At 61.9% G+C, this 24,885-nt stretch carries 24 protein-coding genes; 12 read left to right on the forward strand and 12 right to left on the reverse strand.

Annotated elements, in window-relative coordinates; genetic code table 11:
* Positions 1-217: 217 nt before the first annotated feature.
* From J9870_RS05480 to J9870_RS05490, 3 genes are all read right to left on the reverse strand, one after another.
* Positions 218-1,006, reverse strand: coding sequence for an OmpA family protein (locus J9870_RS05480; protein WP_210645113.1), 789 nt, complete (start codon positions 1,004-1,006; stop codon positions 218-220).
* A 51-nt stretch (positions 1,007-1,057) separates the two neighbouring features.
* Positions 1,058-1,471, reverse strand: coding sequence for a DUF4398 domain-containing protein (locus J9870_RS05485; RefSeq protein ID WP_003198164.1), 414 nt, complete (start codon positions 1,469-1,471; stop codon positions 1,058-1,060).
* A gap of 285 nt (positions 1,472-1,756) precedes the next feature.
* Complete coding sequence (locus J9870_RS05490; RefSeq protein WP_210643022.1) at positions 1,757-2,101, reverse strand: pilin assembly protein; 345 nt, start codon at positions 2,099-2,101, stop codon at positions 1,757-1,759.
* Between the two features lie 238 nt (positions 2,102-2,339).
* Between J9870_RS05490 and ppc the strand changes: the two genes are divergently transcribed.
* From ppc to J9870_RS05525, 7 genes are all read left to right on the forward strand, one after another.
* The gene (gene ppc / locus J9870_RS05495) at positions 2,340-4,970 is read left to right on the forward strand and encodes a phosphoenolpyruvate carboxylase (protein ID WP_210643023.1); all 2,631 of its coding nucleotides are present in this window, start codon (positions 2,340-2,342) and stop codon (positions 4,968-4,970) included.
* Between the two features lie 291 nt (positions 4,971-5,261).
* Positions 5,262-5,912 (forward strand): adenylate kinase, encoded by a 651-nt coding sequence (gene adk, locus J9870_RS05500; protein WP_210643024.1) that lies wholly within the window; start codon positions 5,262-5,264, stop codon positions 5,910-5,912.
* 94 nt (positions 5,913-6,006) lie between these two features.
* Positions 6,007-6,684, forward strand: a complete 678-nt coding sequence (gene tsaB, locus J9870_RS05505; protein WP_210643025.1) for a tRNA (adenosine(37)-N6)-threonylcarbamoyltransferase complex dimerization subunit type 1 TsaB — start codon at positions 6,007-6,009, stop codon at positions 6,682-6,684.
* Positions 6,685-6,930: 246 nt separating this feature from the next.
* Positions 6,931-7,239, forward strand: coding sequence for a hypothetical protein (locus J9870_RS05510; protein WP_210643026.1), 309 nt, complete (start codon positions 6,931-6,933; stop codon positions 7,237-7,239).
* Entirely contained in the window at positions 7,239-8,099 is an 861-nt protein-coding gene (locus J9870_RS05515) for a DUF72 domain-containing protein (protein ID WP_210643027.1), read from the forward strand. The genes J9870_RS05510 and J9870_RS05515 overlap by 1 nt, the downstream gene beginning before the upstream one ends.
* A 32-nt stretch (positions 8,100-8,131) precedes the next feature.
* Positions 8,132-8,953 (forward strand): isocitrate lyase/phosphoenolpyruvate mutase family protein, encoded by an 822-nt coding sequence (locus J9870_RS05520; RefSeq protein WP_210643028.1) that lies wholly within the window; start codon positions 8,132-8,134, stop codon positions 8,951-8,953.
* Between the two features lie 16 nt (positions 8,954-8,969).
* Positions 8,970-9,668, forward strand: a complete 699-nt coding sequence (locus J9870_RS05525; protein ID WP_210643029.1) for an extensin family protein — start codon at positions 8,970-8,972, stop codon at positions 9,666-9,668.
* 13 nt (positions 9,669-9,681) lie between these two features.
* Here the strand turns inward: J9870_RS05525 and J9870_RS05530 are convergent, their stop codons facing one another.
* The gene (locus tag J9870_RS05530; protein WP_210643030.1) at positions 9,682-10,302 is read right to left on the reverse strand and encodes an energy transducer TonB; all 621 of its coding nucleotides are present in this window, start codon (positions 10,300-10,302) and stop codon (positions 9,682-9,684) included.
* Between the two features lie 92 nt (positions 10,303-10,394).
* Between J9870_RS05530 and J9870_RS05535 the strand changes: the two genes are divergently transcribed.
* A complete protein-coding gene (locus J9870_RS05535) occupies positions 10,395-11,177 on the forward strand; it encodes a class I SAM-dependent methyltransferase (protein ID WP_210643031.1) in 783 nt (260 codons plus the stop codon).
* A gap of 144 nt (positions 11,178-11,321) precedes the next feature.
* Here the strand turns inward: J9870_RS05535 and J9870_RS05540 are convergent, their stop codons facing one another.
* Positions 11,322-11,957 carry a TetR/AcrR family transcriptional regulator gene (locus J9870_RS05540; RefSeq protein WP_210643032.1) on the reverse strand — a complete coding sequence of 212 codons (636 nt, stop codon included), beginning with the start codon at positions 11,955-11,957 and terminating at the stop codon, positions 11,322-11,324.
* A 94-nt stretch (positions 11,958-12,051) separates the two neighbouring features.
* Here J9870_RS05540 and J9870_RS05545 point away from each other — a divergent pair, with 94 nt between their 5' ends.
* A complete protein-coding gene (locus J9870_RS05545) occupies positions 12,052-13,152 on the forward strand; it encodes an efflux RND transporter periplasmic adaptor subunit (RefSeq protein ID WP_210643033.1) in 1,101 nt (366 codons plus the stop codon).
* Positions 13,153-13,158: 6 nt separating this feature from the next.
* On the forward strand, positions 13,159-16,224 hold the full coding sequence (locus J9870_RS05550; protein WP_210643034.1) for an efflux RND transporter permease subunit: 3,066 nt from the start codon (positions 13,159-13,161) through the stop codon (positions 16,222-16,224).
* Between the two features lie 135 nt (positions 16,225-16,359).
* Here J9870_RS05550 and J9870_RS05555 read toward each other — a convergent pair whose 3' ends face one another.
* The 4 genes from J9870_RS05555 to plsB all read right to left on the reverse strand — a co-directional run bounded on the left by J9870_RS05555 (position 16,360) and on the right by plsB (position 20,642).
* A complete protein-coding gene (locus J9870_RS05555; RefSeq protein WP_210643035.1) occupies positions 16,360-17,049 on the reverse strand; it encodes a DUF4197 domain-containing protein in 690 nt (229 codons plus the stop codon).
* 33 nt (positions 17,050-17,082) lie between these two features.
* Positions 17,083-17,487, reverse strand: coding sequence for a YbaY family lipoprotein (locus tag J9870_RS05560; RefSeq protein ID WP_210643036.1), 405 nt, complete (start codon positions 17,485-17,487; stop codon positions 17,083-17,085).
* 93 nt (positions 17,488-17,580) lie between these two features.
* Positions 17,581-17,955, reverse strand: a complete 375-nt coding sequence (locus J9870_RS05565) for a hypothetical protein (protein WP_210643037.1) — start codon at positions 17,953-17,955, stop codon at positions 17,581-17,583.
* A 188-nt stretch (positions 17,956-18,143) separates the two neighbouring features.
* Positions 18,144-20,642, reverse strand: coding sequence for a glycerol-3-phosphate 1-O-acyltransferase PlsB (plsB, locus tag J9870_RS05570; RefSeq protein ID WP_210643038.1), 2,499 nt, complete (start codon positions 20,640-20,642; stop codon positions 18,144-18,146).
* Between the two features lie 226 nt (positions 20,643-20,868).
* Here plsB and J9870_RS05575 point away from each other — a divergent pair, with 226 nt between their 5' ends.
* The gene (locus J9870_RS05575) at positions 20,869-21,078 is read left to right on the forward strand and encodes a cold shock domain-containing protein (RefSeq protein WP_210643039.1); all 210 of its coding nucleotides are present in this window, start codon (positions 20,869-20,871) and stop codon (positions 21,076-21,078) included.
* A gap of 181 nt (positions 21,079-21,259) precedes the next feature.
* On the opposite strand, the gene J9870_RS05580 is transcribed toward J9870_RS05575, so the two are convergent.
* From J9870_RS05580 to dapE, 3 genes are all read right to left on the reverse strand, one after another.
* Positions 21,260-21,637: a hypothetical protein gene (locus tag J9870_RS05580; protein WP_135843905.1), complete on the reverse strand. Its 378-nt coding sequence runs from the start codon at positions 21,635-21,637 to the stop codon at positions 21,260-21,262.
* Positions 21,638-21,716: 79 nt separating this feature from the next.
* A complete protein-coding gene (locus tag J9870_RS05585) occupies positions 21,717-22,526 on the reverse strand; it encodes a putative RNA methyltransferase (RefSeq protein ID WP_210643040.1) in 810 nt (269 codons plus the stop codon).
* On the reverse strand, positions 22,526-23,677 hold the full coding sequence (gene dapE, locus J9870_RS05590) for a succinyl-diaminopimelate desuccinylase (RefSeq protein ID WP_210643041.1): 1,152 nt from the start codon (positions 23,675-23,677) through the stop codon (positions 22,526-22,528). Before dapE ends, J9870_RS05585 begins: the two co-directional genes overlap by 1 nt.
* Before the next feature lie 301 nt (positions 23,678-23,978).
* On the opposite strand from dapE, the gene tcdA reads away from it, so the two are divergent.
* Entirely contained in the window at positions 23,979-24,797 is an 819-nt protein-coding gene (tcdA, locus tag J9870_RS05595; RefSeq protein ID WP_210643042.1) for a tRNA cyclic N6-threonylcarbamoyladenosine(37) synthase TcdA, read from the forward strand.
* The last annotated feature ends 88 nt before the right edge of the window (positions 24,798-24,885 follow it).

The raw sequence follows: 24,885 nt of genomic DNA on the forward strand, positions 1-24,885 counted from the left end.
GGAATCGAGCTTTTAGTCCCGCCCACCCCTTCAAGTCTAAACATACAAGCGAGCTTGCTCGCGATAGCGGTGGATCAGTCAGCGCCGATGTCGAGTGACCTGCCGCTATCGCGAGCAAGCTCGCTCCCACAGGGCATGTGTACAGCCCACCTTGTGCAGGCATGAAAAAGCCCCGCCCGATTAACTCAGGCGGGGCTTTTCAGTTGCAGTCAGCGAGTCAGTTGGCGCTCATGGTCGAACGCGGGGCCACTGGCTGGTTGTCGTTGGAGATGGTCACTTCCACCCGACGGTTCATGGCACGGCCCGAGACGCTAGTGTTGTCGGCCACCGGAAATTCCTTGCCGTAACCCTGGGTCACGATGCGCGCCGGATCGACGCCCATTTTCATCAGCGCGAGTTGCACGGAGCCGGCACGACGCTCGGACAGCGACTGGTTGTAGGAATCCGAACCGGTGCTGTCGGTGTAGCCTTCGATGATCACCTTGCGGTCCGGGTTTTCCTGGAGGAACTGCGCCAGTTTGCTCACGTTCGTCATACCGCTGGCGCGCAGGTCGGATTTGTTGGTGGCGAACAGCACGTCGCCGAAGGTCACCAGGGTGCCGCGTTCGGTCTGCTTGGCGTTCAGGCTGTCCTGCAATTGCTTGATCTGCGCATTACGCGCGTCGAGCAAGGCGCGGGCACGTTCGTCACCGGCGTTTTTCAGCTCGGCTTCGGCGTTGCGCAGGGCAATGGTCTGCTTGGCCACTTCGACGCGTTGGTTGGTCAGGTAGGCCAACTGGTCGACCTTGGCTTCGTCTTCCTTGTCCATATAGGCCTTGTCAGCCTTGGCCAGGAAGTCGGCGGCGTCCTTGGTTTCCAGTGCAGCTACTTTCGTCGCCGCCGGGTCAGCCTGCAGACCGTTGTAGTTGGTGCGAGCCTGTTCCAGGTTCGCGTTCGGGTCGTGGGAGCAAGCGGCCAGGGCTACGCAGGCAGCGAGCAGGGCGGGCATCATCAAGTGTTTGTGCATCATAATCTGTCGTCCTTTTATCAATGAGAAGTACGTCGTGGCGTGAACGGTTTACTGAACCTTGTTCATGCCTTCCTGACGCAGTTCCTGAACCCCTTTCTGAGAGTCCTTGAGGGCTTGTTCGGCCTTGGCGGCCTGAGCCTTGCGCTCGGCGACACGGGCGTCCCACTCGGCCTGTTCGGCCAGACGCTTGGCTTCGTCATACTTCTTGTCGTGCATGGCGATCTCGGCCTGCTTGAGCTTGTCCTGGGCCGACTTCATTTCCACCGCGGCGAATTCGGTACCGCCGGCGCTGACGGCGCTGTTGACCGCCGATTGGGTCACCGCGTACTGCTCCGAAGGTGGATTGCCGGCGCAACCGGCGAGGATGAAGCTGCTACCGATAGCCAGGGCAGCCAACTTCAGGCCACGCAGGCCAGTGGATGAGGGTTTGGCAGTGCAGGTATTCATAGGCTTCAACTCCATTGGAAAACTCCTGAAAAACAACTGATCCATGCTGGTACCGAAGCCGTGACGTCTGTTTTTGGCGCTGGCGCCAGGGCACGTTTATTTAAACGCCCGTTCCAGTATGGTTACTCGGTGTGACCCGAGGCGTTTTTCAAAAGTTCAGAGAAGATGGCCAATCGCCAAAAGAATTGCTGACTGAACGGTCAGCGCGCGAAAAGCTGAACTTTCCAGGCGCGCAGCGGTATTCCCGGCGCTGCAGGAGCAAGGAGCAGCGCCGGGATGTCGCTTTCTGGGGTGGAAGAATCAGTGTTTGGGCTTGTCGTCCTGCGAGGACAGTTCGTGCAGATGCCGGCGAGACAAGGCGAGGAATCGCGGGGTCGGGCCCACGTCTTCGTACAGCGGGTCACCTTCTTCATCGGTGGCCACCACCTGCGAACCCTTGATGTAGGGAAAGCTCGCTTCCAGCTCCTCCAACGCCGCGCCGATCAACTCACCCAGCAGTTCTTCGGGGTGGCGCTTGGGGTACATGTCGCAGATCGCGGCCAGGCGTGCGGCGGCCTCTACGTCCAGGTGAATTGTATAGCCAGTCTGGGTCAGGCGACCCTTGGCGTTTTCTTCCCAATGCTGGGCGAGCTCACGGATTTTCATGATGGCCTCAATAAGCCTGCTCGTGGCAGGCGCGGTGAGTGGCAAGCCGTTGTGTGGCTTATTCATGAGACTAGCTTTGTCCTGCAAGGTTTAAAGTCCCTTCGTCGCTTGTCATACACGGTTGGCATCGGCACTCTCTGTCTCAAGTGCATCTGTCTCAAGTGCATCTGCCTCAAATGCATCTATCTCATGCGTCTAACCCGATCGCTGTCCGGACCTTTTTGCTGGAGACCTGCTGATGACCGATATCGATGCCCGCTTGCGCGAGGATGTTCACCTGCTCGGCGAGCTGCTGGGCAACACCATCCGCGAACAGTACGGGGACACGTTTCTCGACAAGATCGAGCAGATCCGCAAGGGTGCCAAGGCTGACCGACGTGGTTCCGTGGACGCCGAACTCAGCGCCAGCCTCAACCAATTGAGCGAAGACGAACTGCTGCCGGTGGCGCGGGCGTTCAACCAGTTCCTCAACCTGGCCAACATTGCGGAGCAATACCAACTTATCCATCGCCGCGAAGAGTCGCAGCCCGAACCCTTCGAGGCGCGGGTGTTGCCCGAGCTGCTCGCCCGGTTGCGGGCCGAGGGCCATGGTGCCGAGTCCCTGGCGCGGCAATTGGGCCGGCTGGAGATCGAGCTGGTCCTCACGGCTCACCCGACGGAAGTGGCCCGTCGCACGCTGATCCAGAAATACGACGCCATCGCCGCGCAACTGGCGGCCCAGGATCATCGCGACCTGACCAGTGCCGAGCGCGCGCAGATCCATGAACGCCTGCAACGACTGATCGCCGAAGCCTGGCACACCGAAGAGATCCGCCGTACCCGCCCGACCCCAGTGGACGAGGCCAAATGGGGCTTTGCGGTGATCGAGCATTCGCTATGGCAAGCCATCCCCAATTACCTGCGCAAGGCCGACCAGGCGTTGCACACCGCCACCGGGCTGCGCCTGCCATTGGAGGCCGCGCCGATCCGCTTTGCTTCGTGGATGGGCGGCGACCGTGACGGCAACCCGAATGTCACCGCCGCCGTGACCCGCGAGGTGCTGTTGCTGGCGCGCTGGATGGCGGCGGACCTGTACCTGCGCGACGTCGATCACCTGGCCGCCGAGCTGTCCATGCAGCACGCCAGCGAGGCCTTGCGTGCCCAGGCGGGCGACAGCGCCGAACCCTATCGTGCGGTGCTCAAGCAATTGCGCGAGCGCCTGCGTGCTACCCGCAACTGGGCCCAAGCCTCCTTGAAGGCGCCCACGCCAGCCAGCGCCGAAGTGTTGCAGTTCAACCGCGAACTGCTCGATCCCTTGGAGCTGTGCTACCACTCCCTGCACGAATGCGGCATGGGCGTGATCGCCGACGGACCACTGCTCGATTGCTTGCGTCGGGCGGTGACCTTCGGGCTGTTCCTGGTGCGCCTCGATGTGCGCCAGGACTCGACTCGCCACACCGCCGCCATGACCGAAATCACCGATTACCTGGGCTTGGGTCGCTATGAGGATTGGAGCGAGGAGCAGCGCATCAGCTTCTTGCTGGACGAGCTGAACAACCGACGCCCGCTGCTGCCCGCCCATTTCAAACCGTCGGCCGATACGGCGGAAGTCCTGGCTACATGCCGGGAAGTGGCGGCGGCACCGGCGGCGTCCCTGGGCTCGTACGTAATCTCCATGGCCGGCGCGGCCTCCGATGTACTGGCGGTGCAACTGCTGTTGAAAGAATCCGGCGTGTTGCGGCCGATGCGGGTGGTGCCGCTGTTCGAAACCCTGGCCGACCTGGACAACGCTGGGCCGGTGATCGAGCGCTTGCTGCTGTTGCCTGGCTATCGCTCACGGCTGCAAGGGCCCCAGGAAGTGATGATCGGCTATTCCGACTCGGCCAAGGACGCTGGGACCACGGCGGCGGCCTGGGCGCAATATCGTGCCCAGGAACGGCTGGTGGACATCTGCCGCGAACAGCAAGTCGAACTGCTGTTGTTCCACGGTCGCGGTGGCACCGTGGGCCGTGGCGGCGGCCCGGCCCATGCGGCGATCCTGTCCCAGCCGCCGGGCTCGGTGGCCGGGCGTTTCCGTACCACTGAACAGGGTGAAATGATTCGTTTCAAATTCGGCCTGCCGGACATCGCCGAACAGAACCTCAACCTGTACCTCGCCGCTGTGCTTGAGGCGACCTTGCTGCCGCCGCCGCCACCCACGCCCCAGTGGCGGCATCTGATGGACGAACTGGCCGCCGACGGCGTCAGCGCCTACCGCGCCGTAGTGCGGGAGAATCCGCAATTCGTCGAGTACTTCCGTCAATCCACGCCGGAACAGGAACTCGGACGCCTGCCCCTGGGCAGTCGCCCGGCCAAGCGTCGCGCTGGCGGCATCGAAAGCCTGCGGGCGATCCCGTGGATCTTCGGCTGGACCCAGACCCGCCTGATGCTGCCAGCCTGGCTCGGCTGGGAAACCGCCCTGAGCAAGGCCCTGGAGCGCGGCGAAGGCGAGCTGCTGGGGCAGATGCGCGAACAGTGGCCGTTCTTCCGTACCCGCATCGATATGCTGGAGATGGTGCTGGCCAAGGCTGACGCCGACATTGCGCGCTCCTACGATGAGCGTTTGGTGGAGCCTGGGCTGCGACCTTTGGGTGCGCATTTACGCGACCTATTGTCGCAGGCGTGCTCGGTGGTTTTGGGGTTGACCGGTCAGTCGCAACTACTGGCACATAGCCCTGCCACGCTGGAATTCATTCGCTTGCGCAACACCTACCTCGATCCGCTGCACCTGTTGCAGGCCGAACTGCTGGCACGCTCGCGCCAGCAGGAGGTTGCCCAGGGCAGCCCCGTGGAACAGGCGTTGCTGGTGTCTGTGGCGGGGATTGCCGCCGGTTTGCGCAATACCGGCTAAGGTTAGCCAGCGCGCCGAAACGGCTCGCCCGGTGTTCCCGGGCGTGGTACGGGAGGGGCGCCAGCGGGGCGGCGAGGCGACAGTTCGAGGCCCGGTTGCGCCTCTCGCTACCTCCTCCGAAGGTCGCATCGGGCGCGGGTTCCTCCGACTTTCGGCGGCTTGTGTGGGTCGGGCCTGCTGTGTATCTTGATCAGCCTTTGGCCGTTTGGGCGGTCACGATCCTGTTTTTCCGCGATTGGCCCCACGAGGCGAATCCGAGCGTTTTACATAAAAAAATTGAGGAGCACATCGATGCGCGTCATTCTGCTGGGAGCTCCCGGGGCCGGTAAAGGTACTCAGGCAAAGTTCATCACCGAAAAATTCGGTATCCCGCAAATTTCCACTGGCGACATGCTGCGTGCCGCAGTCAAGGCTGGCACCGAGCTGGGCGTCAAGGCCAAGAGCATCATGGATGCCGGTGGCCTGGTGTCGGATGACCTGATCATTGCCCTGGTCAAGGATCGTATCGCTCAAGCCGATTGCGCCAACGGTTTTCTGTTCGACGGTTTCCCGCGCACCATTCCCCAGGCCGAAGCCCTGGTGACGGCCGGCGTGGAGCTCGATCACGTGGTCGAGATCGCGGTCGATGACGAAGAGATCGTCCAGCGCATTGCCGGTCGTCGCGTCCACGAACCGTCCGGTCGTGTCTATCACACCGTCTATAACCCGCCGAAAATTGCCGGCAAGGACGACGTCACCGGTGAAGACCTGGTGCAGCGCAAGGACGACACCGAAGAAACCGTGCGTCATCGCCTGTCGGTCTACCATTCCCAGACCAAGCCGCTGGTAGCGTTCTACCAGGAGCTGTCGGCCAAGACTCACGGCAAGCCGAAATACAGCCATATCCCGGGCGTTGGTTCGGTCGATGCGATCACCGGCAAGGTGCTTGAAGCGCTGAGCTGAAAAGTCTGATCAGTTGCACTAACTACGGCCCGCTTGCGGGTCGTAGTTGTTTATACTGGCGCACTTTTTTCCCACCTGATTTACGGACACATCGATGAGCACCTTGCTGGCCCTGGACACCGCGACTGAAGCTTGCTCCGTCGCCTTGCTGCACGACGGCAAGGTCACGAGCCATTACGAGGTGATCCCGCGCCTGCATGCGCAAAAGCTGTTGCCGATGATCCAGCAATTGCTCAGCGATGCCGGGACCACCTTGCAGGCGGTGGATGCGATTGCCTTTGGCCGTGGGCCGGGGGCTTTTACCGGCGTGCGCATCGCCATCGGCGTGGTGCAGGGGCTGGCGTTCGCCCTGGAGCGACCGGTGTTGCCGGTGTCGAACCTGGCGGTGCTGGCCCAGCGAGCCTTGCGCGAACAGGGCGCGCGCCAAGTCGCGGCGGCCATCGATGCGCGCATGGATGAGGTGTACTGGGGTTGCTATCGCGAAACCGACGGTGAGATGCGCCTGGTCGGTGCTGAGGCGGTATTGCCACCCGAAGCCGCGGCTTTGCCGAGCGGGGCCGACGGTGACTGGTTCGGCGCGGGTACCGGTTGGGGCTACGGCGAGCGAATTACCGTCAACCTCAGCGGCCAGGACGCCTCGATGCTGCCGCACGCCGAAGACCTGCTGGCCCTGGCCCGCTTTGCCTGGGCCCGCGGCGAAGCCATCCCGGCTGACGATGCCCAGCCGGTGTACCTGCGGGACAAGGTTGCAACACCCAAGTCCGAACGGTAAATAACCTCACCCCATTCGATCGTTCCCACGCAGAGCGTGAGGAACGATCTTTCACAGCCCCGCTATCCGACGTCCCCAGCCAAAAGTCATTTCCTGCGCCAAAAGTCACACCCAATATCGCCAGTCGTCACTTTTTCCGCCGGTTTTTAAACCTTTTTGGCTTTATGTGTTCTAGTTATCACTTGCGCATTTGCGCGGTCGCGAAAGTGCCGCTAAATTGCCATCATTGATACCGAGCATTCTGTTATGCGTATAGACGGCGTTTCATCCCAGTCCTATCCCCTCAAGCGCAAGCCTCGTGCAGGCAAAGCCGCTGAGCCTGAGTCCTTCGATGATGTCGATGGCGAACTGGAGTTCCCGTCCGAAGAGCAACTGGCCGCCCGCGCCGCCAAAGCTTCCGCACAACGCCTGAGCAATCTTCCCGCCCGTCAGCAAGACATGCTGTATCACCGTTCCATGAGCCGCAGCGTGGCCACGGCCCTGGCCAGCTACCTGAGCACCGCCGGTTTCGTCGATTGGGATATGGAAGTGCTGGGACTCGACCTCTACATCTGATGCGGTTGCCTTACTACCTGGGCTGCCCATCCTGGAGCGAAAACGCCTGGCGTGATTACCTGTATCCCCAGGGCGCGAAAAGCTCCGACTTCCTGAATCTCTACTCCCAAGTGTTCAATGCCGTGGAAGGCAATACGACGTTCTACGCCAGCCCGTCCGCGGCCGTCGTGCAACGTTGGGCCGAGACCATGCCCGAGCACTTTCGCTTCACCGCCAAGTTTCCCGGTGACATCAGCCACAATGGCGATTTGCGCGAGCGCCTGACGGCCTGCGAAACCTTCCTGCAACTGCTCAGCCCCTTGGGCGAGCGGGTGTCGCCATTCTGGTTGCAGTTATCCAAAGCCTTTACCCCAAATCGATTGCCAGAGTTGGCTGGGTTCATCGACGCCTTCGAGCGGCCCTTGGCCGTGGAAGTCCGGCACGATGAATTCTTCGCCAAGGGCGATGCCGAACGGCGCCTCAATCGCCTGTTGCTCGAGCGTGGCGTCGAACGCATCTGCCTCGATCCCCGGGCCTTGTTCAGTTGTACCTCGACCGATCCTGCCGTGCTCCACGCGCAATCGAAAAAGCCTCGCGTACCGCCCCGGCCAACGGCGTTCACCCAATGCCCGCAGGTGCGCTTCATCGGTCATCCGGTGTTGGAGGCCAACGAGCCGTTCCTGACACCCTGGGTGGAGAAAATCGCTGGCTGGATCGAAGAGGGACGCACGCCCTATATCTTCCTGCACACCGCCGACAACCTGCTGGCGGCGAAACTTGCGCAACACTTCCACACTCGCTTGATGAGTCGTTTGCCTGGCTTGCCGGCCCTGCCTGAGCTATATAGAGAGCCCGCCGCCGAGCAACTGGGTTTGCTCTGAGGCCAAACTCTCTCTGCCCAGGAGCGAACTACATGGATGCGCAAACCCGTCGAGCCCAGGCATTCAAGGCCTTGCACGAACGCGAGGAGGCTTTTGTCATTCCCAATCCATGGGATGCCGGTTCCGCCAAGATGCTGGCCAGTCTTGGCTTCGAGGCCTTGGCGACGACCAGCGCCGGTCACGCTTTCTCCCTGGGGCGGCCAGATGGTGCGTTGGGCCTGGAAGACACCTTGGCCAACGTCAGGGCGATTGTCGCTGCCACTGACCTGCCGGTAGCGGTCGATCTGGAGAACGGGTTTGCCGATGCTCCCGACGCGTGCGCCCGCAACTTGCTGCGTGCCGCAGAGGCCGGCGCGGTGGGCGGCTCCATCGAAGATGCCACGGGGCGTGAAGACAGCCCGATCTATTGCTTCGAACATGCGGTGGCGCGGGTCAAGGCCGCCGCCGACGCCGTGCGCAGTTTGCCGTACCCGTTCCTGCTGACCGCCCGGGCGGAAAACTTCCTGCATGGCAATCCAGACCTGGATGACACGATTCGTCGCCTCAAGGCCTTCGCCGACGCCGGTGCCGACGTGCTCTACGCCCCGGGCTTGAGCACCGCCAAGCAAGTGCTCGCGGTGGTGCAGGCCGTGGCGCCAAAACCGGTAAACGTGTTGATGTCCGGGGCGCTGGACCTGACGGTGGCGCAGTTGAGTGAGCTGGGGGTCAAGCGCATCAGCGTCGGCTCGGCCCTGGCCTTGGCCGCGTATGGCGAGTTCTTCCGCGCCGCTGAAGAAATCCAGCAGCAGGGCACGTTCACCTTCACTCGCCGCTCGATGCCGTTCAAGCAGGCAAACCAATTATTCAAGGGTTGATGCCCGAGGCGTTGTCGTGCGGTTTTTGAAAGGCTTTGCGGTATTGGCGCTGGTCGTTGCCTGCGCAGCGCTGGCGGTATGGCGCGGCTGGCTGTCGCTGCCGCCGCAATGGAATCCCTGGGCGCCCCTGGACGTCAACGTTCCCCCCAACCTGTTGACCCGCTACAAGCTCATGGCCCTGCGCAACGACCCGCAGCTGTGTGACCAGGCCCTCGCTACCTCGGGACTGCACACCGCCCGCCAGGCCGACAGCGGCGCCAACTCGACGTGCCCGCTGACCAATGTGCTGAGGGTGCAGGGCGGTGAGGTGGCGCTGAGCAGCAGTTTTCTCGCCAGTTGCCCGTTGGCGGTGGCGTTCGCGCTGTTCGAGCGTCATGCGTTGCAGCCAGCAGCAACGGCAGTCTATGGGCAGAAAATCACGCGGGTCGATCACCTTGGCAGTTTCGCCTGCCGCAACATGTACGGTCGTGAAAGTGGCGCGCGCAGCCAGCACGCTACGGCCAGTGCGTTGGACATCGCCGGGTTTCGTCTGGCCGATGGCCGTACGATCAACGTGCTCAAGGACTGGCCGAAGGACAATGCCGATGCACGGTTTCTACGCCAGGCCCGCGACGGCGCTTGCGATATGTTCAGTGTGGTGTTGAGTCCGGATTACAACGCGGCGCACCGCAACCATTTTCATCTGGATGTCGGGCCATGGTGGATCTGTCGCTAGCGTCCTGAACGGGTCAGGCGGCGATACGCAGGTTCTGCAGCACGATCGGGCGTGCCCAGCGGGTGTCGAAGTCCAGTTGTTTCTGTTGCGCCACCAATTCCTCTTCCGGGAAGGGCGGGAAGGGCTTGTCCAGCAGGTCGAGCTCGAACTCGGCAATCGGCAGGTGCAGTGGACGCGGTTGCGGCGCCGGGCCGGGCTCCGGCAGCGGTTGACCGGCGGTGAGCACGAGTGGGCGAACCCAGTTGCTCTCGAAGGTCTGCTGTTTTTGCTGGGCGGCGATTTCTTCCGGTGGGAAGGGTGGGAAAGGCTTGTCCAGCAGGTCCAGTTCGAATTCGGCGATGGGCAGGAACAGCGGCTCAGGCGGTTTGACCGGGGTTTCGGTCACTTCGCAGGTGCGCTGGCTGACGATGTGCTCCAGCAGTTCGGCGCCGAGGGTCGGTTCAACCGCCTCATCGAGAGCGACGGGCTGGTAGCTGCCAGGCGCCGGTGCGTTATCCCCCAGTTGATCGGCCAGCGCCCGGGCAAAAAAATCCTGCCACAGGTGACTGACGCCGCTCAGGGCTTGGGTGTTACGCAGGCTGTAATCGCCGTAAGGGGAGATAACGCCTATCGATGTGGATTGAATGTCTGACATTTTTCTCGGTCGACGCTCAGCTCTGGCAAAATGCCGTTCACCCTTGTTATCGGCCATTTTTGCCGATCATTAATTTTTTGAGCGTGTTTTCCATGAGTGAGCAACCTGCGCCTTGTCGCATCCGCGTCGAGGCCCTGGCCCCGGCCTTCCAGTCGCAGGCCGAGCACTGGGCCCTGCGGCTTGGCCTGCCTTTGCAGGTGGACGCTGGCGAGTTTGCCTTGCAGGTCGGCGAACAGGGCCTGCAACTGCAGCAACTGGGCGCGGATGCGCCGGGCCCGGTGCGGGTGGACTTCGTCGAGGGCGGGGCGGCCCATCGTCGGTTGTACGGTGGCGGCAGTGGTCAGATGATCGCCAAGGCGGTCGGGATCGCCCAGGGCGTACGCCCGCGGGTGCTGGATGCCACGGCAGGGTTGGGCAAGGACGCGTTCGTGCTGGCCAGCCTGGGTTGCGAAATGAGCCTGATCGAGCGCCAGCCGCTGATCGGTGCATTGCTGGAAGATGGCCTGGCTCGCGGGGCGGAAGATTTCGAGGTGGCGCCCATCGTGGCCCGCATGCGCTTGCTCCAGGGCAATTCCATCGAGGTGATGCGCAACTGGGAAGGTGAGCCGCCCCAAGTGATCTACCTGGACCCGATGTTTCCTCATCGTGAGAAAACCGCCCTGGTGAAGAAGGAAATGCGCCTGTTTCGGCCCTTGGTCGGCGATGACCCGGATGCCCCGGCACTGCTCGCCGCAGCTCTGGCCCTGGCGACTCACCGAGTGGTGGTCAAACGCCCGCGCAAGGCTCCGTGCATCGAAGGGCCGAAGCCGAGCCATGGGCTGGATGGAAAATCCAGTCGGTACGACATCTATCCCAAGAAAGCACTCAAGCCCTGAGACCGCGTCGCCTGCATCGCGAGCAAGCTCGCTCCCGCAGGGATCAGCAGTGAATGCAGGTTTTGTGGGCACCCTCGATCAAACTGTGGGAGCGAGCTTGCTCGCGAAGAGGGCCTGTCAGCCAGCGAATACCCGACGGCTGACCTACGGCCGATAAGCCCGCACAAACAACCCCACCACTTCCTGCACATGGGCCTCGGCCGCTTCCGGTTCCTGGCGTGCGCCGCAGCCGGACAGCAAGCGGAAATTCGCCGCGCCCTTGATCAGGCAAAAGAAATGCTCGGCGGCATTGCGCGGTTTATCGATGCACAGGGCGCCGCTCTGGTGGACCTTGGTCAGCAGCCGTTCCATGCCTGAGAGCATCCGCTGCGGGCCCGCTTCGTAGAAAATCGTCGAGAGCTTGGGGTCCTGGCTGCCCAGGGCCATGATCAACCGATGCAGGTTCAGCGATTCGTCGCTGTTGATCAGTTGGTTGAACCCGCGGGCGATGTTCAACAACACCTTTTCGATCGGAACGCCGTCCGGCCATTCGAAAAAAAGCGTCGGCAGCTGTTCTTCACACTTGGCCATCACGGCGGCGGAAAACAACGTTTCCTTGTCGGTGAAGTGGCTATAGACGGTCAGCTTCGACACGCCCGCCTCGGTGGCGACGGCGTCCATGCTGGTGCTGGCGTAACCCATGCTCACGAACAGGCGTTTCGCGGCGTCGAGAATGGCCTGGCGCTTGGCCAGATCCTTCGGGCGACCGGGGCCGCTGGGGGGTGAAAGATTGTTCGACATTTCTTCGCTTTAATACTGGACTGGTGAGTTTGCTATTAATAACATACTCGCCAGTATAATTATTCCAAGCACCATTAGCGAAAGGTCACTTGTCATGTTCCGCTATGCCCTGCCCCTCGTCGTGCCAGTCAGCCTGGCTTTATTGTTGGCCGCGTGTGGTCATGACGAGCCGGTGCCCGTCGCCGTGCGCCCGGCCATGGTGGTGAAACCACAGCCTTCGGCCCAGGCGATGGACAGTTACCCCGGCGAAGTGCGGGCGCGTTTCGAACCCGACCTGGCCTTTCGCATTGGCGGCAAGGTGAGCCGACGACTGGTCGAAGAGGGCCAGCGGGTCAAGGCCAATCAACCGCTGGCCGAACTCGATCCCGAGGATGTGCGCCTGCAACTGGAAGCGACCCGCGCCCAGGTCGCTGCCGCCGAGGCCAACCTGAACCTGGTGCGCTCCGAGCGTGACCGCTACAAGACGTTGATGGAGCGGCAGATGGTCAGCCGCTCGCAATACGACAATGCTGAAAATCTTTATCGCTCCGGCGCCGCGCGGCTCAAGCAGATCAAGGCCGAGTTCGACGTCGCCAATAACCAGGCCAGTTACTCGGTACTGCGTGCTCCCCAGGATGGCGTAGTGGCCCGGCGTTCGGTGGAAGTGGGGCAGGTGGTATCGGCCGGTCAAACGGTGTTTACCCTCGCCACCGATGGCGAGCGTGAGGTGCTGATCAGCCTGCCGGAACAAAGTTTCGGTCGGTTCAAGATCGGCCAGCCGGTTTCGGTCGAGCTGTGGAGTCAGCCCGACCAGCGTTTCAGCGGGCATATCCGCGAGCTGTCACCGTCTGCCGATCCGAAATCCCGTACGTTTGCCGCCCGTGTCGCCTTCACCGCCGGCAGCGTTCCTGCGGAACTGGGCCAGAGCGCCCGGGTGTTTATCCAGGCTGCCGACAAGGTGACGCTGTCGGTACCCTTGTCTGCCCTGACTGCCGAGAACGGCGCGACATATGTCTGGGTGGTCAATGCCAATAACACCCTGAAAAAAGTCCCGGTGCGCGTCGGCGCCTTCGGCGAAAAAACCGTTCCCGTACTCGAAGGCCTCGGCCCCGATGATTGGGTCGTGGCGGCCGGTGTGCATGTGCTCCTCGACGGCCAGCAGGTACGGCCGGTGGATCGCTCCAACCGCGTGGTCAACCTGGCGGCCAAGGAGTAATCCCCGATGGGTTTCAATCTTTCCGAATGGGCGCTGCGTAATCGCCAGATCGTATTGTTCCTGATGCTGTTGTTGGCCATTGTCGGTGCACTTTCCTACACCAAGCTCGGCCAGAGCGAAGATCCGCCGTTCACCTTCAAGGCCATGGTGATTCGCACCGTCTGGCCGGGCGCCACGGCCGAGGAGGTCTCGCGGCAGGTCACCGAGCGCATCGAAAAGAAGCTGATGGAAACCGGCGATTACGAAAGGATCGTCTCGTTTTCCCGCCCGGGCGAGTCCCAGGTGACCTTCATGGCTCGCGATTCGATGCATTCGGCGCAGATTCCCGAGCTCTGGTACCAGATCCGCAAGAAGATCAGTGACATCCGCCACACCTTGCCGCCGGGCATCCAGGGGCCGTTCTTCAATGATGAATTCGGCACCACCTTCGGCAATATCTACGCGTTGACCGGTGACGGCTTCGACTATGCGGTGCTCAAGGACTACGCCGACCGCATCCAGATCCAACTGCAACGAGTCAAGGACGTGGGCAAGGTCGAGCTGCTCGGTTTGCAGGACGAAAAAATCTGGATCGAGCTGTCGAACGTCAAGCTGGCGACCCTTGGCTTGCCTTTGGCAGCCGTTCAGCAAGCCCTTGAAGAACAGAACGCGGTGTCGACTGCAGGCTTCTTCGAAACCGCTAGCGAGCGACTACAGCTACGGGTTTCGGGGAATTTTCAGACGGTAGAAGAGATCCGCAACTTTCCGATCCGTGTCGCCGATCGCACCTTCCGTATCGGCGATGTGGCCGAGGTGCGTCGCGGTTTCAACGATCCGCCGGCACCGCGCATGCGTTTCATGGGCGAAGATGCCATCGGCCTGGCCGTGGCGATGAAGCAGGGCGGCGATATCCTGATCTTGGGCAAGGCCCTGGAAAGCGAGTTTGCCCGTCTGCAGAACAACCTCCCGGCCGGCATGCAACTGCGCAAGGTTTCGGACCAACCGGCGGCGGTGAAGACTGGCGTCGGCGAATTCGTCCAGGTGTTGGTGGAGGCGCTGACCATCGTGTTGCTGGTGAGCTTCTTCTCCCTGGGGCTGAGGACCGGGATGGTGGTGGCCCTGGCGATTCCGTTGGTGTTGGCGATGACCTTCGCCGCCATGTATTACCTGGGAATCGGCCTGCACAAGATCTCCCTCGGTGCGCTGGTATTGGCACTGGGGCTGCTGGTGGATGACGCGATCATCGCGGTGGAGATGATGGCGATCAAGATGGAGCAGGGCTTCGACCGGATCAAGGCCGCCAGCTACGCCTGGACCAGTACGGCATTCCCGATGCTCACCGGTACGCTGATCACGGCGGCGGGGTTCCTGCCGATCGCCACCGCGCAATCGGGCACGGGCGAATATACCCGTTCGATTTTCCAGGTCGTGACCCTCGCATTGCTGGCGTCCTGGGTGGCCGCCGTGGTGTTCGTGCCGTACCTGGGAGAAAAGCTCCTGCCAGACCTGGCGAAAATTCACGCGGCTAAACACGGCACTGCTGACGGCCAGCCCGATCCTTATGGCACACCGTTCTATCAGCGGGTCCGCCGGTTGGTGGAGTGGTGCGTGCGTCGACGCAAAACCGTCATCACCCTGACCGTGTTGTTGTTTGTCGGCTCGGTGGTGCTGTTCCGTTTTGTGCCGCAGCAGTTCTTCCCGGCCTCGGGGCGGCTGGAACTCATGGTCGACCTGAAGCTGGAGGAAGGCGCTTCCCTGAGTAGCACCGCCGAACAGGTCAAGCGCCTTGAAGCATTGCTCAAGGGCCACCCGGGCATCGATAACTATGTGGCTTACGTTGGCACCGGTTCACCGCGTTTCTACCTGCCACTGGATCAACAGCTGCCGGCGTCGAGCTTTGCCCAGTTCGTGGTGCTGGCCAAGACCATCGAAGATCGCGAGCCGTTACGCAGTTGGCTGATCAGCACCTTGAACGAACAATTCCCGACCCTGCGCTCGCGGGTCACGCGCCTGGAAAACGGCCCACCCGTGGGGTACCCGGTGCAGTTCCGGGTAACCGGCGAGCACATTGAGGAAGTCCGGGCCCTGGCGCGGAAAGTGGCGACCAAGGTTCGAGAAAATCCCTACGTGGCCAACGTGCATCTGGATTGGGAAGAACCGAGCAAAGTGGTGTACCTGAATGTTGATCAGGACCGTGCCCGGGCCTTGGGCGTGAGCACGGCCAATCTGTCGAGCTTCCTGCAACGTTCCCTCACCGGGGCCAGCGTCAGCCAATACCGGGAGGACAATGAGCTGATCGAGATCATGCTGCGCGGCACGCTGCATGAGCGCACCGAACTGTCGTTGCTGCCAAGCCTAGCGGTGCCTACCGACAATGGTAAAAGTGTTGCGTTGTCGCAGATCGCGACCTTGGAATACGGTTTCGAAGAGGGCGTGATCTGGCACCGCAACCGTCTGCCGAGCGTGACCGTGCGGGCCGATATTTACGGCAAGGAGCAACCGGCGACCCTGGTGCAGCAGATATTCCCGACCCTGGAGCCGATTCGCGCAGAGTTGCCGGACGGTTATCTGTTGGAAGTGGGCGGTACGGTGGAGGATTCGGCCCGTGGCCAGAAATCGGTGAATGCCGGTGTGCCGCTGTTCATCGTGGTGGTGCTGACGTTGCTGATGCTGCAGCTGCGCAGCTTCTCACGCACGGCCATGGTGTTTCTCACCGCGCCCCTGGGGTTGATCGGTGTCACGTTGTTTCTGCTGGTGTTCCGCCAACCGTTCGGTTTCGTCGCCATGCTCGGTACTATCGCGCTGTCGGGCATGATCATGCGCAACTCGGTGATCCTGGTGGACCAGATCGAACAGGACATCAAGGCAGGGCTGACGCCCTGGCAGGCGATCATCGAAGCGACGGTGCGACGCTTCCGTCCGATTGTGCTCACCGCACTGGCGGCGGTGCTGGCGATGATCCCGCTGTCGCGCAGCCTGTTCTTCGGGCCGATGGCGGTGGCGATCATGGGCGGGTTGATCGTGGCGACGGCGTTGACGTTGTTGTTCTTGCCGGCGTTGTATGCGGCGTGGTTCAGGGTCAAGAAAACCTGACCTTGATCCTCTGACCCCGTAAACCAATGTGGGAGCGAGCTTGCTCGCGATAGCGATATCAGCTTCAACATCTCTGTTGGCTGTTACACCGCCATCGCGAGCAAGCTCGCTCCCACAGGTGTTTTGGGTTGGGGCTTAGAGCGTACCGAAAACCTTCTTCGCCAAACTGGTCGCCGCAGCCGCCGGGTTCTTGCGGATGGTGGCTTCCTGCTTGCCGATCATCTCGAACAACCCGTCCAGCGCTTGCTCGGTCACGTAGTTTTCGATATTGGCGCTCTTGGCGTCCAACACGCCGAAGGTCGCGGCCTGGCCGGCGAAGGCATTGTATTTTTGCGCCAGGCCGACCTTGTCGGTGGCTTGCTTGACGATGGGCAGGAACTTGGCGCGGATCTGCTCGCGACTGCTCTTGTTCAGGTATTGCGTGGCGGAGTCTTGGCCACCGCTGAGGATACCCTTGGCATCGCTCACGCTCATGTTCTTCACGGCATTGACCAGGATCGGCTGGGCCTGGACCACGGCGGCTTCAGCGGCCTGGTTCATGCTGGTTTCCAGTTGGTCGACCTGGTCGCCCATGCCAAAGGCCTTCATCTTGCTGGCGACTTTGCCGAGCTTGCCTGGTAGCTCGATTTTCACGTCCGGGTTGTTGCTGAAACCGCCGGGCGTGCCCAGTTGCTTGACCGCCACTTGGGCGCCTTGGGTCAATGCGTCCTTGAGACCGCCAGTGGCATCATTCTGCGACAGGTCGCTCAGGGACAGGGCCATGGCGTTGGCGCAGATCAGCAGGCCTGCGCACAGGCCGGTGAAACGGAGGGTAGGACGGAGCATGACAGCTTCCTTGAAGAGATTTTGAAAAAGGAATCAGCGTGCGGCGTTGACGCGGATCTTCAACGGCTGCGGATCTTTGCCATCGAGGTGCACGGTGTGTTGTTCGGTGGTGATGAACATCAACTGGCCGTCCACTTCGATGCGGGCGTTCACGGCATAACGATGGCCGGGCTTGACCTGGGTGGGATCATAACTGAGGTGGAACGGCAGCGGGACCTGGCCTTTGATCGGACCGCGCTGTTCATCGAGCACCACGGCGGGGGCGTCGGCCAGGGACACATCTTGCAGGCTCACGCTCAAGGTAGCGTTGGGCGGCAGGGCGATGCGTTGCAGGTAGAACACTTCGCCATCGAGGGATGCAGCGGTTGTGGTGGGGGGCGTTGCCGATTGGCAAGCGGCCAGTAGCGCCATGGATGCAAACAGAGCTGATTTTTTCATTGGAAGTACCTTGCCCATTGACGCCAGCAGCACACCGGCGTCAATGGGCATTTAGCGGATTGGCGTCCAAGCCCCCATTCTTGACGTCGCGGCTCAGGAACCGAACGCGGGCGCTTGAACAGTTTCAGCCAGCGATGCTGGCGCCAGGCTCAGGGGGATGTCAACGTGTTGATTGCTGCCATCCCAGGTGAAGGCCTGTTCGGCCTCAAGAAAAAGAGCGGTGTCGGCTCGGTACACGCGTGCCTTGACCAGGAGCTCTTCTCCTAGGCGTGTTGTCTTGGGGTCGACAAGAAAGCGATATTGCCAAGGCTGCTGCGCCACTGGTTCCTTGGGCGCTACGTTGGAGCCCTGGCCACCGCTGGCGCTGATCTGCGCACCGGCCGCATTCTGGACACTGACTTCGGTGCGACCGTCTTCGGGGAGTTGCTGGCCTTCGGGCAGTTGTATGGTTAACGTGATGATATTCATGCTGAATTCCTTTTCAGTACGTCGACATTGACGTGGGCTCATCCTAGAAGCCTGTTCCAAAGTTCTCTGTAGGTCTTTTCTTCGTTTGACGTCGCTTTAGCCGCTGCGCAGCGTCGGAGTAAGTTCGCTGATTTCTCCATCGGCTCACCGGAACCGCTCCATGGTTCTGGGTGAGTGGTCCGAAGGTTTCACATGCCAGGACTGACGGCGACCTCCGCCGCATCTTCACTGCGATGCAGCGCCACCTGGCGGATCGACAGGCGGATTTCCGCCGGCAGCACCCGTTTGGCCGCGCCTTCGGCCAGCTCGCCCAGCAGCTCGTGGTAGCTGAGTTTGCCGGCTTCGTCGCGGCGCAACACATCGAGGTCCAGCATCGTCTGGATGAAGTGGCGGAACAGACTCTTGTCGAAGAACTCCGGCGCATTCAGGCCGTGCAGGATCGACAGGCGCTGGGCCATGACGGTGCAGAGGTCTTCCAGTTCTTCGGCGCTGATGCTGTTCTGGCCGCTGTTGAGCAGCAGCGAGACGGTCATGTAGAAGCGCTGCAAGGTCTGGGCGATGCTTTTGGACAGCAGGGTCAGCAGCACGAAGTGCCGCGAACTCGGCGCCGGGCGCAGGTACAGGTCGTTTTCGAAGCGCAGCAGGCCTTGTTCGACGAACGCTTCGAGCCACTGGTCGACCACGGCGTCGAGTTCTTCCAGCGACCAGCGAATGAACAACTCCGATTGCAGGTACGGGTACAAGGCTCGGGTGTAGCGCAGGATCTGCTCGCGGCTCATGCGCGAGCTGCTCTGGAAGAAACTCGCCAGCAGCGCCGGCAAGGCGAAGATGTGCAGGACGTTGTTGCGGTAGTAGGTCATCAACACCGCGTTCTGTTCATCCAGGTACAGAATCTTGCCCAGGGCATCGCTCTGTTCCGACAGCAGGTCCATGCCCTTCACGTGCTCGATCAGCGCCCGGCCATCGCCTTCGGGCAGGGTAGTGTGGGGCGAGTACGGCACTTTGCGCAGCAGCGCCAGGTACAGGTCCAGCACCCGGGCCATGGCACGGTCGTCCAGGGCCAGGCGACTGGTGGAGAGCAGCGCCAGGGCGACGAGGTTGACCGGGTTTATGGCTGCGGCTTCGTTCAGGTGCCGGGCCACGCGCTCGCCGAGGCGGTTGGTGGTCGCGTTGAGCCAGGCCGGCTTGAATTGCGGCCCCAGCTCCTGTTGGCGCCAGTCGGGTTGCTCGCTGTCGAGGAACTCCGCCAGTTTGATCGGTTCGCCGAAGTTCACCGCCACCTGGCCAAAGCGTTGCTTGAGGGCACCGATGACTTTGAATATGTCGAAGATCGATTCCTTCTTCTTGCTGGCGCCGCGCAGCTCGCCTAGGTAAGTGCGGCCTTCCAGTACCCGCTCATAGCCGATGTAGACCGGCACGAAGACGATGGGCATGCGCGATGAGCGCAGGAAGCTGCGCAAAGTGATGGCGAGCATGCCGGTCTTGGGTTGCAGCATGCGCCCGGTGCGCGAGCGACCGCCCTCGACGAAGTACTCCACCGGGAAGCCTTTGGTGAACAGCGTGTGCAGGTATTCGTTGAACACCGCGGTGTAGAGCGGGTTGCCCTTGAAGGTACGGCGCATGAAAAACGCCCCGCCACGGCGCAGCAAGCTGCCGATCACTGGCATATTGAGGTTGATGCCGGCGGCAATGTGCGGCGGGGTCAGGCCGTTGCGAAATAGCAGGTAGGACAGCAGCAGGTAGTCGATATGGCTGCGGTGGCACGGTACGTAGATGACTTCGTGGCCCTGGGCGACGTTTTGCACGCCTTCGATATGATTGACCTTGATACCGTCGTAGATCTTGTTCCAGAACCAGCTCAGCACCACTTCCAGAAAACGGATTGCGGTGTAGGTGTAGTCCGAGGCGATTTCGTTGCCATAGCGCAGGGCCTGGGCCTTGGCTTTTTCCGGGGAGATTTTTTCCCGCTCGGCCTCGTCGGCAATCGCCTGCTTGACCAGCGGCTGGTTCAGCAGGCCCTTGACCAGGTTGCGGCGGTGGGAAATGTCCGGGCCGATGACTGCCGCTTTCAGGTTGCGAAAGTGCACCCGCAGGATCCGCTGGGCCATGCGCACAGTGCGCTCGTGCCCCTTATCGTGCTCGATCAGCTCGCGCAGATGGATCGGCGCCGAGAACTGCACGCGGGTCTTGCGTCCCAGGATCATGATGCTCAGCAAGCGGCGCAGGCGTCCGGTGACGGCCCAACTGTCGGCGAACAACAGCTTCCACGGGCTGGATTCGCTGTCGGGCGACTGGCCCCAGAACACGCTGACCGGGATGATCTGTGCATCTTCGGCGGCGTTGTGGGTCAGAACGTTGACCAGCCGCGTCAGGGTCGGCGGCGCGCCGCGTTTGTCCTGGCGTCCGAGCCAGTCCGGCGCCGGCGTCAGGTAGAAAAACGCCGCCGGTTCCAACAGGTTGCCCACCGATACCGGCAGCACCGGGCGGGGCAGGCCGGCCTTGGTGCACTCGGTGTCGAGCACCGCCAGGTCGGTGAGCGACGGATCTTGCAGGACGTAGAACACCGGGCGACTGCGGTCGAGGTTGAGGGTGAAGGACGACTGGTTGATGGTCTCGGAGCGAACCCAGAGGTACAACAGTCGGCGCAGGGTGCCAAACACAAGACGGCGGAACGGGGAGCGGGTCATACGGCTTCTGCATGAGTGGATAAGATCAAGCGGTCGCTAGTGTGCCGGATTCGTCGAAAATCGGCAAAAAAGCGGCGAAGTAAAGTCAGTTGAGAGTTTTTACGTGTGTCATATACTCGGCCAGTGACTGCCACGGCCTCCCTTGTAGATGGCTGGACGGCAGCTAACGTTCGTACGGCTTTCCATCGAAAAGCCGACTCAAAAAATAAAAATGGGAGTGAGCATCATGGCAGCACGGGAAACCGGCAGTGTGAAGTGGTTCAACGACGCCAAGGGGTACGGTTTCATCCAGCGTCAAGGTGGAGCGGATGTGTTCGTGCATTACCGCGCCATCCGCGGTGAAGGCCACCGTTCACTGACCGAAGGCCAGCAGGTCGAGTACGCGGTGGTGGAAGGGCAGAAGGGCTTGCAGGCTGAGGATGTGGTGGGGTTGTAAACCGCATTCACTGGTGAGACAAAACCCATTGTGGGAGCGAGCTTGCTCGCGATAGCGGTGTATCAGGCAATATCTTCATTGGCTGTCACACCGCTATCGCGAGCAAGCTCGCTCCCACAGGGGATCTTCTTTCACTTTGGATCTGTCATGGGCATGGCAGTTGCGACATGCCTCCAGACTGTTACGCCGTCTTCCAGGTAATCTCTTCTTCCCCATCGGCGCTGATGCGAATCCAGCGATCCGCCGACTCTTCACCTTCTTCTTCCACCCACGAGCCAGGTGCACAGCGCACTTCGACATTCAGTGCGGCGAAGGCGGCGCGGGCGCAGGCGATGTCGTCTTCCCACGGGGTCTGGTCGCTTTCCAGGTAGAGGCTGTTCCATTTGCCGACGGCCTTGGGCAGCCAGGTCACGGGGACGTTGCCGGCCTTGCACTTGTAGGTCTGGCCTTTCTGCACCCAATCGCTGCACGGGCCCAGCGCCTGGCCGAGCCAGGCGGCGATGGCCTTGTGGTCGACGTCGGCGTCCTTGAGGTAAATCTCGATATCGGGTTGGCGCATGGATGTCCTCGCTGCGGTCTTGAAAAATCCATTCGCGGATTTAACTGGCCCCGAGCGGTTGCCCGAGGCCCAAGGTTAATTATTGAACAATGAAATAATCGTAGCGCATCGACACCGTGACCTCGAACGCCTCGGTCTGCTCGATCACGCTGGCGCGGCGTTCGGCACTGGCGCGCCAGCCGTGGGGCGTCATGGCCAGCAGGTTGGCGCGGTCCTGGCCGTTGGCGAGCGACAGCTTGAATTCGAGGGTTTCGCTGTGGTCCAGCACCATGCCCGAAGGCACCAGGGCCAGGTGCTTGTCATCGGTGTACTCACGCACTTCGTCGTACAGCCGCTCGCGCAACTCCATCAGATGGCCGGCGGTCGGGCCGACTTTCATCAGACCACCGCCGGGGCTGAGCAGGCGCTTGGCCTCTTGCCAGTCCAGCGGGCTGAACACGCTGGCCAGGAACTGGCAGCAGCCGTCCGCTAATGGTACCCGGGCCATGCTGGCGATCAACCAGGTCAGTTGCGGGTTGCGTTTGCAGGCACGCTTGACCGCCTCGCGGGAGATGTCCAGGGCATAGCCATCGGCATTGGGCAACGCTTCTGCGATTTGCGCGGTGTAGTAGCCCTCGCCACAGCCGATGTCCAGCCAGCGCCCGGGCGCGCGTTCGGCAGCCAGTTCCGCCAGGCGTCGGGCGACGGGCGCGTAATGTCCGGCGTTGAGAAAGTCGCGCCGGGCTTCGACCATGGCCTGGTTGTCGCCGGGGTCGCGGCTGTTCTTGTGCTGCACCGGCAGCAGGTTCAGGTAACCCTGCCGCGCACGGTCGAACCGATGGCCGGCCGGGCATACCACACCGTTGTCCACCGCGTTCAGCGGCTCACTGCAGATCGGGCAAGCGAGCATCAGGCGAGCAACTTGATCAGCGTCTTGTAGTAGATCTCGGTCAGTACGTCGAGATCGGCCGCCAGCACCCGTTCGTTGACCTGGTGGATAGTCGCGTTGACCGGCCCCAATTCCACCACTTGCGTGCCCATGGTGGCGATGAAGCGACCATCGGACGTGCCGCCGCTGGTGGACGCCTTCGTCTCGCGGCCGGTGACGTCCTTGATGCTCGACGACACCGCGTCGAGCAACGCCCCCGGTTCGGTGAGGAACGGCAGGCCGGACAGCGCCCAGTCGATGTGCCAGTCCAGCTGATGCTTGTCGAGAATATCGGCGACGCGCTGTTGCAGGCCTTCGACGGTGGATTCGGTGGAGAAGCGGAAGTTGAACACCGCTACCAGGTCACCGGGGATCACGTTGGTCGCGCCGGTGCCGGAGTTGAGGTTGGAGATCTGGAAACTGGTGGGCGGGAAGAAGTCGTTGCCGTGGTCCCAATGCTCGGCGGCCAATTCTGCCAGTGCTGGCGCGGCCAGGTGAATCGGGTTCTTCGCCAGGTGTGGATAAGCCACGTGGCCTTGCTTGCCATGCACGGTCAGTTTCGCGCCGAGGGAACCGCGACGGCCATTCTTGACCACGTCGCCCACCAGCGTGGTGCTCGACGGCTCGCCGACGATGCACCAGTCCAAGCGCTCCTGACGAGCCTTGAGACGTTCGACCACGGCCTTGGTGCCGTGGTGGGCCGGGCCTTCTTCATCGCTGGTGATCAGGAAGGTCACCGAGCCCTTGTGATCCGGGTAGTCGGCGACGAACCGTTCGGCCGCCACCACCATCGCCGCCAGGCTGCCCTTCATGTCCGCCGCGCCACGGCCACAGAGCATGCCGTGCTCATCGATGACCGCGTCGAACGGATCGAGCTGCCAGGCCTGCACCGGGCCGGTCGGCACCACGTCGGTGTGCCCGGCGAAGCACAGCACCGGACCGTCATGCTTGCCGTGGCTGGCCCAGAAGTTATCCACATCCTCGATGCGCATCGGCTCGAGCGCAAAGCCCGCGTTACCCAGGCGCTGCATCATCAGTTTCTGGCAATCGGCATCCACCGGTGTTACGGACGGACGGCGGATCAGGTCGCAGGCGAGTTGCAGGGTCGGCGAGAGGTCGGCGTGGGCCGTCATGAAAACTCCGGGAATATTAGTATGAACGCAAGGCTAGTGTGGGGGCAGGCTGACACCCACAAAATGGCGGTTATCTTATAGCAAAACGACCATCATGGTCCCCTGGTGCGGGACAGGTGGGATACAAAACCTGTGGGAACGAGCTTGCTCGCGATGGCGTCGGATCAGCCGCATCAATATTGACTGACACACCGCTATCGCGAGCAAGCTCGCTCCCACAAGGGAAATTGGTCGGATTCATTTCGCGACCGGCTCGAATTGCCGCAGCAAAGCCCTATAATGCGCGCCGGTTTTTGGGGTAATGGTCATGAGTACAGAAGATCCACGGTTTGCCGGTATCGCCCGTTTGTATGGCATCGAAGGCCTGGAGCGCCTGCGGGCGGCCCATGTGGCGATTGTCGGCGTGGGCGGAGTCGGTTCCTGGGCGGCGGAAGCCATTGCCCGTTGTGGCGTGGGCGAGATTTCGCTGTACGACCTGGATGATGTCTGTGTCAGCAACGCCAACCGCCAGTTGCACGCCCTGGACAGCACCGTCGGCAAACCCAAGGTCGAGGTGATGGCCGAGCGGCTACGGGGGATCAATCCCGATTGCACGGTGCACGCCGTGGCGGATTTCGTCACCCGCGAGACCATGGCCGAATACATCACGCCGAACATCGATTGCGTGATCGACTGCATCGACAGCGTCAACGCCAAGGCCGCGTTGATCGCCTGGTGCAAGCGCCGCAAGATCCAGATCATCACCACTGGCGGGGCGGGTGGGCAGATCGACCCGACGCTGATCCAGGTTTGCGACTTGAACCGTACGTTCAACGATCCCCTGGCGTCGAAAGTGCGCTCCACCCTGCGCCGCGACTACGGCTTTTCCCGCACCGTGACCCGCCACTACAGCGTGCCCTGCGTGTTCTCCACTGAACAACTGCGCTACCCGAAACCGGACGGCAGCATTTGCTTGCAGAAGAGTTTTGTCGGTGACGGCGTCAAGCTCGACTGCGCCGGTGGGTTTGGCGCGGTGATGATGGTCACGGCGACGTTCGGCATGGTCGCGGCGACCAAGGCTGTGGATAAGATCGTGGCGGGTGTGCGGCGGCCGGCGGACAGGGCCAAGCCTCAGGTTTGAGGGTGGGGCAGATGGCCTCATCGCGAGCAAGCTCGCTCCCACACTGGATCTCATGGAACACAAATTTTGTGTACGACACAAATCCCTG

It is taken from the genome of Pseudomonas sp. Tri1, assembly GCF_017968885.1.
Classification (GTDB): Bacteria; Pseudomonadota; Gammaproteobacteria; order Pseudomonadales; family Pseudomonadaceae; genus Aquipseudomonas.